The organism is Methylobacterium sp. E-012, from assembly GCF_057836545.1.
Window position 1 is genome coordinate 112293 of the sequence record NZ_JBYQEY010000001.1, and the last position, 12176, is coordinate 124468.

Here is a 12176-nt window from a genome sequence, read left to right on the forward strand (position 1 = left end):
CGAGACGCTCGTGCCCGTGCGCGATCGGCGAGGCTTCATTCGCGGTGACGTGCCACTGCCGTCGCCCGAGGTCCCGTGTCTCATCGTCCGACCACCCGAACGCTCGCGACCCTGTCGGGCGTCAGCCTCGCTGTCCTAGCGTCAGCGGCTGTAGCTCAAGACCGATCCATTCCCAGTGCCGCAACCACCGAAACGACGCTGGAGGAGATCTCGGTAACCGCGGAGACCGCGGCAGCGGCGTCACCGCAGGCCGGTCCATCTGCCAGCGCAGGCTATGTCGGGGGCACGACCGGCATTGGCGGGATCAGCACGCCCGTAGCCTCCGCCAGTTCCGGCGTCATCACGGGCGCGCAGCTCAACAGCCGGCCGGTGACCCGGCCCGGCGAGGTGCTGGAGGCGGTGCCGGGCCTGATCGTCACCCAGCACTCCGGTGAGGGCAAGGCCAACCAGTTCTTCCTGCGCGGCTTCAACCTCGACCACGGCACCGATATCGCCCTGTTCCTGGACGGCATGCCGCTCAACATGCGCACCCATGCCCACGGCCAGGGCTACGCCGACATCAACTTCCTGATCCCCGAACTCGTCGGCGCCGTGGAGTTCCACAAGGGGCCGTACTTCGTGCGCGACGGCGACTTCGCCTCCGCGGGCTCGGTCCGGATCGACTACCTCGATACGACCGCCAAGAACGTCGCGCTGACCTCGATCGGCAGCTTCGGCTACAAGCGTGCCCTGTCGATCACCACCGTGCCGCTGGCCGAGGGCAACCTGCTCCTGGCTGGCGAGGCGCAGGTCTACGATGGGCCGTGGGTCGTCCCGGACGCGCTGCGCAAGATCAACGGGGTCGCCCGCTACAGCCAGGGCACGCCGCTCGACGGCTTCTCGGTCACCGGCATGGCCTATGCGGCCCGCTGGACCGCGACCAACCAGATCCCCGAGCGCGCGGTCACCGAGGGGCTGATCGGCCGCTACGGCACGATCAACCCTACGGACGGCGGCGATACCTCGCGCGTCTCGCTCTCGGGCAAGTTCAGCGCGACAGACGACACCGGCGTGACGCGGGCCTCGGCCTACGTGATCCGCTCACAACTCAACCTATTCAACGACTTCACCTATGTCCTGAACGACCCGGTCAACGGCGACCAGTTCCACCAGCTCGACCAGCGCATCATCGGCGGCGGCGAGGCGCTGCACATCTTCCAGGGCGATCTGTTCGGGCTGCCGATGGAGAACGAGATCGGCGTGCAGACGCGGACCGACAGCATCCGGGTCGGCCTGTTCAACACCACGAACCGGCAATACCGCTCCGGCGTGCTCGACGACCGCGTGCTGGAGACGAGCGGCGCCTTCTACTTCGACAACCGGGTCCGCTGGACCGACTGGTTGCGCACCAGTGTCGGCTTCCGCGCCGATGGCTACTATGCGAGCGTCGTCTCGGACACGCCGGCCAATTCCGGTCGAGCGCGCGACGGTATCGTCAACCCGAAGCTCGGCCTGACCCTCGGACCATGGTTCGACACCGAGCTTTACGTGAACTACGGCGGCGGCTTCCACTCGAACGACGTGCGCGGCGTGACCGCCACGATCGACCCGACGAGTTCGTTGTTCAACACCACCCGCTCGCCGTTCCTGGTGCCCTCGACCGGCTACGAGATCGGCCTGCGCAACCGCTCGATCGCCGGGCTGGAGACGAGCCTCGCGCTGTTCCGGCTCGATTTTGCCTCGGAGAACCTGTTCCAGGGCGATACCGGCACGACGGAGCCCAGCCGCCCGACCCGGCGCTTCGGCGTGGAATGGACCAACCGCTATGCGGTGACGCCGTGGCTCTCGCTGGAAGGCGACTTGACGATCACCAACGCCCGCTTTTCCGACTACGATCCGGTCGGCAACCGGGTGCCGGAGGCGCCCACCACCATCGCGTCGGCGGGCATCACCTTCGGCGAACCGCTCGGCTGGTTCGGCTCGCTGCGGTTTCGCTACTTCGGACCGCGCCCGCTGATCGAGGACAACTCCATCCGCTCGCGGCCGACCGCGCTGTTCAACGGTCGGGTGGGCTACAACTTCGAGAATGGCATCAGCGTCTCGCTGGACGTGCTGAACCTGACGAACAGCAAGTCCGACCAGATCACCTACGCCTACGTCTCGCGCCTGCCGGGCGAGCCCACCGAGGGGCTGATCGACCGCGTCTTCCACCCGGTGGAGCCCACCGCCGTGCGCCTGACAATCGCGGGTCGGTTCTGATCTCACCCGCCTGCATCCGGACATTCGGAATGCCGCCTTTGGGTCGGGAGCGGGCGCAGCAATAACGTCCGCTCCTTTGCGTTGCCGCCCGAAAGCGGACCGGCGGAAATCCCCCTTCTCGGACATCGCTAAGGCCAAGCTGGTTACATTCCAACCCTAGTGCGCCTCCTGCCAGTTCCCCGCCGCCTTGGCCTCCACCACCAGCGGCACCCGCAGCGTCAGGGCCGGGGCCGGCGCCTCTTCCATCACGCTGGCGATGATCGGGATCGCCCGGTCGACCTCGTCCGCGGCGGTCTCGAAGACCAGCTCGTCGTGGACCTGCAGCAGCATCCGCACGTCGAGTTTGGCCGCCGCCAGCGCCGCCTCCATCCGGGTCATCGCCCGGCGGATGATGTCGGCGGCCGAGCCCTGGATCGGCGCGTTGATCGCCTGCCGCTCGACGCTGGCGCGCTCGGACGGGTTGTTGGAGCGGATCTGCGGATAGTGGCAGACCCGGCCGAACAGGGTCGTGACGTAGCCCTTGTCGCGGCAGCTGCGCTTGGTCGAGTCGATGTAGTCGCGGATCCCCGGGAACTGCTCGAAATACTGCTTGATGAACGCCGAGGCCTCCTCGCGGCCGATGCCGAGCCGGTCGGCCAGCCCGAAGGCCGAGATGCCGTAGATGATGCCGAAATTGATCGTCTTGGCCCGCCGCCGCAGGTCGGGGGTCATCTCCTTGAGCGGCACGCCGAACATCGCGCTGGCCGTCGCCGCGTGGATGTCGATCCCGTCCGCGAACGCCTTTCGCAGCTCCGGGATGTCGGCCATATGGGCGAGCAGCCGCAGCTCGATCTGCGAGTAGTCGGCCGAGATCAGCCGGTTGCCGGGCGCCGCCACGAAGGCCCGGCGGATGCGCCGGCCCTCCTCGGTGCGGATCGGGATATTCTGGAGGTTCGGCTCGGACGACGACAGCCGCCCCGTCGTGGTCGCCGCCAGGGAGAACGAGGTGTGGACCCGGGCGGTCTCGCGGTCGGCGTGGGTCTGGAGCGAATCCGTGTAGGTGGATTTCAGCTTCGCGAGCTGGCGCCACTCCAGGATCTTTTTGGGGAGTTCGTGCCCGGCCTGGGCCAGTTCCTCCAGCAGGGTCGCGGGCGTCGCCCATTGCCCGGAGGGCGTCTTCTTGGCCCCCGGCAGGCCCATTTTTCCGAAAAGAATATCGCCGATCTGCTTCGGCGAGCCGACGGAGAACTTTTCGCCGGCATCGTCTTGGATCTCCTCCTCCAGGCGCACGAGAATCTGCGAGAAGTCGCCCGAGAGGCGGCTCAGCATCTCCCGGTCGACCCGGATGCCGCGCTGCTCCATCCGGGCGATCACCGGCAGCAGCGGCCGCTCCAGGGTCTCGTAGACGGCGACCCGGCGCTCGGCGACGAGGCGCGGCTTCATCATCCGCCACAGGCGCAGCGTCACGTCCGCATCCTCGGCCGCGTAGGCGGTGGCCCTATCGATCGCCACCCGGTCGAAGCTGACCTTGTTGCGGCCCGTGCCGGCCACGTCGGAGAAGGTGATCGGCTGGTGGCCGAGATGGCGGCGGGCGAGCTCGTCCATGCCGTGGCCGCCCTTGCCGGCGTCGAGCACGTAGGAGATCAGCATCGTGTCGTCGAACGGCGCGATCTCGATGCCGTAGCGGGCGAGCACGACCCAATCGTATTTCAGGTTCTGGCCGACCTTCAGGACGCCCGGATCCTCCAGGAGCGGCTTCAGCCGGGCGATCGCCGCCTTCAGCGGGATCTGCCCCGGCACCGGCTCGGCCACGTCGGAGGAGGTCGCGCCCTCGCCGAACAGGTCGGTGGCATCGGCCTGGATCTTGGCGGCCTGCACATGCGCCAGCGGGATGTAGCAGGCGCGGCCGGTGGCGGTGGCCAGCGAGACGCCGACGAGCCCGGCCTTGTGGGCATCGAGCGCATCGGTCTCGGTGTCGACCGCGATCACCCCGGCCTCCTGGGCCTCGGCAATCCAGGCGTCGAGCTGCTCCAGGCTGGCGACGGTCTCGTAGGCGGCGGTGTCGAACGGCGCCACCGCCTCCGCGGCCCGGGCCGCGACCACGTTGCCGGGGGTCGCCTCGACCGGCGCCCGGGGCTTGGCCGGGGCGTCGGGCAGGTCGAGATCGGCGAACGGGTCGACCTCGCCACCCTCCGGCGGGGCGGCGCCCGGCGGGCGCTCGGCCCCGGCCGCGGCGGTCTCGGGATCGGGCGGCACGGGATCACCGAAGAACGGCACCGCGTCGCCGTTGGCGGGGGGGCGGGCACCGGGCAGGAGCCGCGGATCGGGCTTCACCGCCTCGGGGTCGACATGCAGCATCTGGGCGATGCGGCGGGTGAGCGTGTTGAACTCCATCGCCTTCAGGAAGCCGACGAGTTTTTGCGGGTCGGGCTCGGGCACGCCGAGATCGTCCAGATCGACCGGGACCGGCACGTCCTCCATCAGCGCCACCAGCCTGCGCGAGAGCCGCGCCTGATCGATGCTGGCGAGCAGGGTCTCCCGGCGCTTGGGCTGCTTGATCTCGCCCGCCCGTTCCAGCAGCGCCTCCAGGCTGCCGAATTCCTTGATCAGCGCCGCCGCGGTCTTCAGGCCGATGCCGGGGACGCCCGGGACGTTGTCGGAGGTGTCGCCGATCAGCGCCAGGGCGTCGCCGATCTGGTTCGGCTGCAGCCCCTCCCACTTGGCGATGATCGCCTCGACGTCGAGGTTGCGCTCGGGCCGGTAGCCGGGCTTGCCCTTGGCGCCGGATTCGAAATCGTAGAACCGCACCTGCGGCCCGACGAGCTGCATCAGGTCCTTGTCGGAGGAGACGATGATGACGCCCGCGCCCCGCGCCTCCGCCTGCCGCGTATAGGTGGCGATCAGGTCGTCCGCCTCGTAGCGCTCCAGCTCCACGGCGTGCAGGCCGAAGGCGCGCACCGCATCGCGCATCAGCGGCATCTGGCGCTTCAGGTCGTCGGGGGCGTCGGGGCGGTGCCCCTTGTAGTCGGGAAACATCTCCTTGCGGAACGAGCCCTCGGACTTGTCGAAGACGATGCCGAGATGGGTCGGCATCGTGCCGGCCGCGCCCTCCTGGAGGAACTGCGCGATCTTGGTGCAGAACAGCCGCACGGCCCCGGTGGGCAGCCCGTCCGAGGGACGGGAATTGTACTTCTGGTCCTGGTTGATCGACTGGAAATAGGCCCGGAAGATGAACGACGAGCCGTCGACCAGGATCACCTGATCGCCCGGGCCGACCTTCTTGGGATTGGCGGAGGCGGTCTCGACGGTCATGGGCGCAGGCGTCTCGGGGCGATCAGGGCTCGGGCACGCGGTCGAGTTCGGCACGGCAGGCCGCGACGAGGTCGGCCAAGCGCTCGTGAACGGTCCGCCAGACGTTGTCCAGCATCACCCCGTGATAGCCGTGACGATACACGTTTCCCGCGGCAGCGATGTCGCGCCAGGGCACGTTCGGATGACGGCTGCGCATGTCGTCGGTGAGGCGTCGGCTGGCCTCCGAGATAATCTCCAGGCAGCGGACGACGGCATAGTTGGTGCGCAGATCCGCGACGAACGCCTCGTAGCTCATGCCGGCCACGAAGGTTTCCGCAGATTGAGCATTGGTGATGATGTCCTCGCAGGCGTCGAGCGCCCGCTCAGAAGGCTGGAACGGCATCGTGCTCGGCCCTCTTCCGGACGCTCGCCTTAAGGCTCTGGCGATCCGCCACGTCGACAGGGATCGGGAACAGGTCGCCGATGAAGCGACACAGGCCGACATAGCTGAAGACGTCGCGCACATGCTCCGTGTCGATCTCGATCATCACGTCGAGGTCGCTGTCGGGCCCCGCCTCGCCGCGGGCGACGGAGCCGAACAGGGCGGCGTGCAGCACCCCGCGACGGCGCAGTTCGGCCTCGTTGGCGCGCAGGATGTCGAGGGCGGCGTGCTTGTCCATCGTCGCGATACCGGAGGGGATTCGGCACCGCCCAGCATAGCACAACCGCGCGACCCTAGCGGGTCAAGCCGTGAGTTCGCGCCCGATCTCCGCCACCCGCCGCAGGTCGTCCACGAAGGCCGCGTAGGCCTCCTCTTTTGCCTCGTCGGGCAGACGCAGCAGGTAGGACGGGTGGACCGTGATGAAACCCTGGACGCGGTCCTCGAACCGGTCGAACCGGAACGGGCCCCGCGCCCGGGTGATCGGGACCGCCTTGCCGGTCAGCGCAAGCACCGCTGTCGCGCCCAGCGCCACCACCAGCTTCGGGGCCACGAAATCGAGCTCGCGATCGAGCCACCAGCGATAGTGGCTGACCTCGCCGGCCGTCGGCTTCTGGTGGATGCGGCGCTTGCCGCGTTCCTCGAACTTGAAGTGCTTGACGGCATTCGTGAGATAGCTCGCCCCGCGGTCGATCCCGGCCTCCGCCATGGCCCGGGAGAGCAACTGCCCCGCCGGCCCGACGAAGGGGCGGCCCTGCCGGTCCTCCTGATCGCCGGGTTGCTCGCCCACGAAGGCGACGGTGGCCCCGACAGGCCCCTCGCCGAGCACCGCCTGCGTAGCGCCCGGCACCAGCGGCTCGGTGCGCTTGATGATCGCGTTCAGCGCCTCGAGGGTTTTGGGGTCCTGATCGGCCATGGCGGCGACGGCGCGGGCGGGTTCGCGGCGTGTGGGCAAGGTCGGCTCCCTCTCGATCATGGCGTCGGTGCGCCCCGCCGCCGCCCGGACCAGGGCGGGGATCGCGGCGGTCTCGGGCATGTTGTGCCAATATTTCTTGGGCATCTCCGCCCGCATCGCCTTCAGGTTGGTGCGGGCCGGGTTGAACGTGCTCTCGTAATAGGTCTGCCAACCGGCCTCGAAGCCGTCGCCCTCGGGGAGCGACGCCCGGTCCCCCGGCGGCCCGTAGGTCAGGGTCTCGGTATCCCAGTGGGCCGACCCCTCCGGCGTCAGGATCGACCAGCGCATGCCGCGGAACCGCGCGACAAAGAATGGCGCCGCCGCCTCCAAGATGTGATGGTCGGGCTCGAACCACGCCACGAAATGCTCGCCGGTCGCGTCCTCGGCGCGGCGGAAGCGCAGGAAGGCGTGCATCTTGTGCAGGTCGCGCCCGATCGCCTTGGCCATCCGGTGCAGGCGGTGAACCAGGGGATCGCTGCCGACCTCCATCAGGTGCCGCTCGCCGTGGCAGACCCGCCAGATCAGGGCGTAGAGCAGCCCGTAGCGCTCCGGGTCGCGGTGGGGGATCACCTGCGGGATCAGGGCGGCGACGGGTTTGGGCAGGGCGAGCGGCGCGGCGGGGGCCTGGGCGGTCTCGGTGCCGAACAGGCCGGGGGAATCCGTCACCGCCCACGCCACGGCCTCGGGGGGGACGCCCTGCGCGACGAGCCGGCGCGCGGCGTCGCGGAAGCCGGTGAGATCGGCGCCCGGGCGCAGGAGGATGCTTTGCGGCGCGCGCGCATTCCCTCCCCCCTCTGCGGGGGAGGGTGGCCCCCGGAGGGGGTCGGGAGAGGGGAGCGCCGCCTCCTGAAGAGTCGCGACGACCGCGCCATCCTGCATCGTCGCGCTGCCCCTCTCCCGACCCGGCCTGACGGCCGGCTCACCCTCCCCCGCAGAGGCGGGAGGGAAAGGCGCGGTTCCGGCTTTCATCAGAATAAGCTCAGCTGCGTCGCCGGCTCGACCAGCCGGGCGCGCAGGTCGAGCCGGTCGGTCAGCCCGACCGGGCGGTGGTCGGCGGCGACGAGGAACGGCCGCGCCCGCTTCAGCCCCGAGGTCAGCCGGGCGACGTCGTCGAGGCGCAGGGTCGCGTGGCGGCGCGCCGTGATGATCTTGTCTACCGCCCGGGCGCCGAGGCCCGGCACGCGCAGCAGCCATTCCCGGTCGGCCTTGTTCACGTCGACGGGGAACTTCTCGCGGTGTTTCAGCGCCCAGGCGAGCTTGGGGTCGATGTCGAGGGCGAGCATGCCGCCCTCCGAGGCGTCGGCGACCTCATCGGGGGTGAACTGGTAGTACCGGAGCAGCCAATCGGCCTGGTACAACCGGTGCTCCCGCTGGAGCGGCGGCGGCTTCGGCGGCAGGATCGCTGATCCGTCCGGGATCGGGCTGAAGGCCGAGTAATAGACCCGCTTCAGCCCGACGCTGCCGTAGAGATGCGCGCTCTTGCGGATCAGCGCCTCATCGGTGGTGGCATCGGCGCCGACGATCACCTGGGTCGAATGCCCGGCCGGGGAAAAGCGCCGCTTCTCGGCCTTGGCCTCGACGATGCGCTCGCCGATCTGCGCCATGGCGTTCTGGATCGCGGCCCCGTCCTTCTCGGGGGCGAGCCGTTCCAAGCTGGCCTCGGTGGGCAATTCCACGTTGATCGAGAGCCGGTCGGCGTAGAGGCCGGCCTCCTCGATCAACCAGGGGCTCGCCTCGGGGATCGACTTGAGGTGAATGTAGCCGGCAAAGCCATGATCGCGCCGGAGGGACTTCGCCACCCGGGTCAGCAGCTCCATGGTGTGGTCGGGCGACTTGATGATGCCCGACGACAGGAACAGGCCCTCGATGTAGTTGCGCCGGTAGAAGTTCAGGGTGAGGTTGACGACCTCCTCGACGGTGAACTTGGCCCGCCGGACGTTCGAGGACCGCCGGTTGATGCAATAGGCGCAGTCGAACAGGCACCAGTTGGTCAGCAGGATCTTGAGCAGGGAGACGCAACGCCCGTCCGGCGTGTAGGCGTGGCAGATCCCGGCCCCGGTGGTGGAGCCCAAACCGTCCTTGCCGGCCGCGCGCTTCGGCGCCGCCGAGGACGCGCAGGAGGCGTCGTATTTCGCGGCATCGGCCAGGATGCGCAGCTTCTTGGCGAGGGTCTCGTCCATCGAACAGACAATGAACGACGAGCCCGAAGGTGCAAGGCCAGCCGGCCTTTCGCCCCGGGCCGCGATGCCGCACCCCGGCGAGGATCGAGCGGGATCTCGCCGGCGGCCACGCTCGCCCTGAACGAACCGAACGAGTCGGTCTGCGCGTTCAAAGGCCTAGCCTCGCAGAATAAACGCCCCTACGATATTTCGATGCCGACGACGCGGGACGAGCCGAAGCGTCTGGCGAACCTCGCCAAGCACGGCTTGGACTTCGCCGACTTCGACTCCTGTTTCGACGGCGAGACGGCGCTGATCCACCCGGCCCGTGCGGGCCGCACCGGCCGCGCACGCGACAGGCTGATCGGTGATTGGAATGGCGAACGCGTCGTCGCCGTCATCGTCTCACCCCTCGGCACGGAAGTGCTGTCTCTCGTCAGCCTCCGCATCGCCGACCCTGACGAAAGGGAAGCCTATGCCCGATACCGCACCGAAGCCTGAAGAGTCCGGTCCGGGTTACTCGCAGGAGGACTGGGACGAGGTCTCCGATAACCCGAAGCTGATGGAAGCGGATCTGGCCGCGCTACGCCCCGCCCGGGAAGTGCCGGAGGTGTTCAAGCTGCTGCCGAAGCGCGGACGCGGGCGTCCGAAGCGGGCCGATGCCAAGGTCAACTTCACGATGCGGATCGACCCGGCGCTTCTGGACGCCTATCGGGCGACCGGCGACGGCTGGCAGGTACGCATGCACGAGATCCTGGCCGGCGGGCTCAAGCCATCCGCGGCGCGGAGGGGCGCCGAGACCGCGGACGTGGCGGCGCGGCGCGGCATCGGCCGGCGCGCGCCGAAGGGATCCAAGGCCCACGCCTGACGCATTCCTGGCTGCGACGGCCACGATCCGATCGGCGCGCCGTCCCAGGCGCGCCAGTCACATCGGCGGATCCCCGTCCCCGTCGACCACCCGGCGGGCGAGGTCGTAGGAAAAGCCGGCCCGGGCCAGGGCGGCGAGGTCCCGGTCGCGGTGGGCGGCGCGCTGGTCCGGGCGGCGGTGCGGACCGAGGCGCCGGCGCTTGGCGTAGGCCTTCGCGGCCTGAACGTCGATCGCCTCCGCCGCCCCGTCGGGCATGGCGTCGCGCTCCGCCCGCATGGCGGCCTCGACCACCTCCCGCGGAACCCCCTTGGCGGCGAGCTTGGCCGAGACCCCCCGGCTCGACGTGCCGCGGCGGCGCAGCGTCGCCAGGCGGGTGTCGGCGAAGCGCGCATCGTCCACGAGGCCGGCTGAGACCGCCCGGGCCACGGTCGCCGTGACGAGGTCCGCGAAGCCCTCCGGATCCTCGCCCCGGGCCCGGGCCCGCTTCTGGACCCGCCGCGCCAGGGTCCGACGCAGCATCTCGGTCGAGGCGCTGTAGCGCTCCAGATAGTGGAGCGCCGCGCGTTCGAGCCAGGCCGCGCTCACCGGGCCGGGCGGCCTGATCTCCCGGTCGCGGCGTTCTGGCGCGGATTCTGCAACGAATGGGGGTTTCACCGGTTCTTCACGATCTCGACAGGTTTCCGTTCCATGCAATGGGTATGGAACGCGCGCAACGCGACAGGCTCGGCCATGGCCCGGACCCCCGTTCTCCGCCCGACCGCAGCCGTGGCCCCTGGCGGAGACGCCTCCGCGCCGCGGCGACAGCCCTGATGCGGCGCGAGTGGCTCCTGGTCCTCGTGGCCCTGGGCCTGGCCGCGGTCGCGGCCGCGATCGTCTACCTGTCGCGTCCCAATACCCTCACGGTCGCGGTCGGTCCCCAGGACGGCCCCGAGGCCGCGCTGATCGAGGCCTACGCCCAGGCCTTGGATCGGGCGCGCGAGGATGTCCGCCTCAAGGTGGTGCGCTACGACGACGTCCGCGACAGCGCCATGGCCCTCCAGCGGAACCGCGCCGACCTCGCGGTGGTCCGTCCCGACGTGTTCCTCCCCGAGAACGGCCTGACTCTGGCGATCCTGCACGACGAGGCCCTGGTCATCGTGGGCCCAGAGGCGGCCGGGATCGACGACGTGCCCGATCTGGCGCGCAAGCGACTCGGCATCGTCGTGCGGCACAGCGCCGATCTGCCCTTCCTCACGAACCTGCTCTCGTTCTACGACCTCGCGCCGGACAATCGGGGCGAGGCGGCCCCCGAGAACGGCCCCGGCGCCGAGGAGGCGGAGGCCGGCCACGTCGTCGTGGTGCCCCTGAAGGTCGGGGAAGTCACGGCCGCCCTCACCGACAAGCGCGTCGACGCGGTCGCGGTGATCGCGAGCCCCGCCTCAAAGACCGCGGCCGCGGTGGTGCGCGCCGTGGAACTCGGATCGCCGGAGCACAAGGTCGGCTTCGTCTCGATCCCCGATGGCGACGCGATCCTGCAGCGCTTCCCGGAGCTGCAATCGGTGACCATCCCGGCCGGGACCTTCGGCGGCCGTCCGAAGCGCCCCGACGAGGAGGTCCGCACCGTCGGCGCCTCCTACCGCCTGATGGCGCGGGGCACGGTCAGCCGGGTCGCGGTCGCCTCGGCAACGCAGCACCTGTTCGAGTGGCGCTCGCGGCTCGCCGCGGCGGCCCCGGCAGCCAAGCTGATGAAGGCCCCGGACTTCGACACGACGGTGGCGGCGACCTCGGCGCGGCTGCCGAATCACCCGGGGGCGGTCGATTATTTCGAGCGCGAGCAGCAGACCTTCCTCGACCGGTACGAGGACTACATCTACCTGTTCGCGTTCTTCGGCGGCACCATCGGCTCCGGCTTCGCCTGGATCGGGCAGCGCCTCGCCCGCAAGCGCCGGGAGCGGGTCGACTACGTCCTCGACCGCCTGCTCGACATCCTACGCGAGGTGCGCGCCTCGACGAACACCGCCGAACTCGACGCCATCGCGATCGAGACCGACGGCCTCGTGGCCGACGTGGTCTGCTACGCCCGGGAGCGCAGCATCGACGCCCGCACGGTGAGCGCGCTGATCCTGGCGGTGGACGGGGTGCACGCCGCCATCGCCGATGCGCGGCGGCAGGCCGGGCAGACCGAGCCGTCGGCGGCCACCCGCAACCGGACGGCGCGGCTCCTGGCCCTCGACCTGCCGGCGGCGGAGTAGTGACCGGCTTCGGCGC

General features: G+C 69.9%; 10 protein-coding genes. 4 read left to right on the forward strand and 6 right to left on the reverse strand.

The genetic code is table 11. The features are described 5' to 3' along the window. Positions 1 to 75 precede the first annotated feature (75 nt). Positions 76 to 2238: a TonB-dependent receptor gene (locus AC3IF1_RS00505; RefSeq protein WP_489215017.1), complete on the forward strand. Its 2163-nt coding sequence runs from the start codon at positions 76 to 78 to the stop codon at positions 2236 to 2238. A 156-nt stretch (positions 2239 to 2394) separates the two neighbouring features. Here AC3IF1_RS00505 and polA read toward each other — a convergent pair whose 3' ends face one another. The 5 genes from polA to AC3IF1_RS00530 all read right to left on the reverse strand — a co-directional run bounded on the left by polA (position 2395) and on the right by AC3IF1_RS00530 (position 9082). After that, positions 2395 to 5529, reverse strand: coding sequence for a DNA polymerase I (gene polA, locus AC3IF1_RS00510; RefSeq protein WP_489215018.1), 3135 nt, complete (start codon positions 5527 to 5529; stop codon positions 2395 to 2397). A gap of 22 nt (positions 5530 to 5551) precedes the next feature. Continuing rightward, positions 5552 to 5911, reverse strand: coding sequence for a HepT-like ribonuclease domain-containing protein (locus AC3IF1_RS00515; protein WP_243973395.1), 360 nt, complete (start codon positions 5909 to 5911; stop codon positions 5552 to 5554). Further along, positions 5892 to 6188, reverse strand: a complete 297-nt coding sequence (locus tag AC3IF1_RS00520) for a nucleotidyltransferase family protein (protein ID WP_243973394.1) — start codon at positions 6186 to 6188, stop codon at positions 5892 to 5894. Before AC3IF1_RS00520 ends, AC3IF1_RS00515 begins: the two co-directional genes overlap by 20 nt. 63 nt (positions 6189 to 6251) lie before the next feature. Beyond that, positions 6252 to 7781, reverse strand: coding sequence for a UdgX family uracil-DNA binding protein (locus AC3IF1_RS00525; protein ID WP_489215021.1), 1530 nt, complete (start codon positions 7779 to 7781; stop codon positions 6252 to 6254). An 89-nt stretch (positions 7782 to 7870) separates the two neighbouring features. Then, complete coding sequence (locus AC3IF1_RS00530) at positions 7871 to 9082, reverse strand: putative DNA modification/repair radical SAM protein (RefSeq protein WP_243973392.1); 1212 nt, start codon at positions 9080 to 9082, stop codon at positions 7871 to 7873. Positions 9083 to 9274: 192 nt separating this feature from the next. Between AC3IF1_RS00530 and AC3IF1_RS00535 the strand changes: the two genes are divergently transcribed. Continuing rightward, on the forward strand, positions 9275 to 9562 hold the full coding sequence (locus AC3IF1_RS00535) for a BrnT family toxin (protein WP_489215023.1): 288 nt from the start codon (positions 9275 to 9277) through the stop codon (positions 9560 to 9562). Further along, positions 9537 to 9929, forward strand: coding sequence for a BrnA antitoxin family protein (locus tag AC3IF1_RS00540; protein ID WP_489215025.1), 393 nt, complete (start codon positions 9537 to 9539; stop codon positions 9927 to 9929). Before AC3IF1_RS00535 ends, AC3IF1_RS00540 begins: the two co-directional genes overlap by 26 nt. Before the next feature lie 57 nt (positions 9930 to 9986). On the opposite strand, the gene AC3IF1_RS00545 is transcribed toward AC3IF1_RS00540, so the two are convergent. Beyond that, complete coding sequence (locus AC3IF1_RS00545) at positions 9987 to 10514, reverse strand: regulatory protein RecX (protein WP_489215027.1); 528 nt, start codon at positions 10512 to 10514, stop codon at positions 9987 to 9989. 224 nt (positions 10515 to 10738) lie between these two features. Between AC3IF1_RS00545 and AC3IF1_RS00550 the strand changes: the two genes are divergently transcribed. Next, positions 10739 to 12160, forward strand: coding sequence for a TAXI family TRAP transporter solute-binding subunit (locus AC3IF1_RS00550; RefSeq protein WP_489215029.1), 1422 nt, complete (start codon positions 10739 to 10741; stop codon positions 12158 to 12160). The last annotated feature ends 16 nt before the right edge of the window (positions 12161 to 12176 follow it).

What these genes read in the sequence shown, in the direction of transcription:
- AC3IF1_RS00540 (WP_489215025.1), top strand. Translation starts at nt 9,537, where the DNA reads ATGCCCGATACCGCACCGAAGCCTGAAGAGTCCGGTCCGGGTTACTCG.
- polA (WP_489215018.1), bottom strand. Translation starts at nt 5,529, where the DNA reads ATGACCGTCGAGACCGCCTCCGCCAATCCCAAGAAGGTCGGCCCGGGC.
- AC3IF1_RS00550 (WP_489215029.1), top strand. Translation starts at nt 10,739, where the DNA reads ATGCGGCGCGAGTGGCTCCTGGTCCTCGTGGCCCTGGGCCTGGCCGCG.
- AC3IF1_RS00525 (WP_489215021.1), bottom strand. Translation starts at nt 7,781, where the DNA reads ATGCAGGATGGCGCGGTCGTCGCGACTCTTCAGGAGGCGGCGCTCCCC.
- AC3IF1_RS00535 (WP_489215023.1), top strand. Translation starts at nt 9,275, where the DNA reads ATGCCGACGACGCGGGACGAGCCGAAGCGTCTGGCGAACCTCGCCAAG.
- AC3IF1_RS00515 (WP_243973395.1), bottom strand. Translation starts at nt 5,911, where the DNA reads ATGCCGTTCCAGCCTTCTGAGCGGGCGCTCGACGCCTGCGAGGACATC.
- AC3IF1_RS00530 (WP_243973392.1), bottom strand. Translation starts at nt 9,082, where the DNA reads ATGGACGAGACCCTCGCCAAGAAGCTGCGCATCCTGGCCGATGCCGCG.
- AC3IF1_RS00520 (WP_243973394.1), bottom strand. Translation starts at nt 6,188, where the DNA reads ATGGACAAGCACGCCGCCCTCGACATCCTGCGCGCCAACGAGGCCGAA.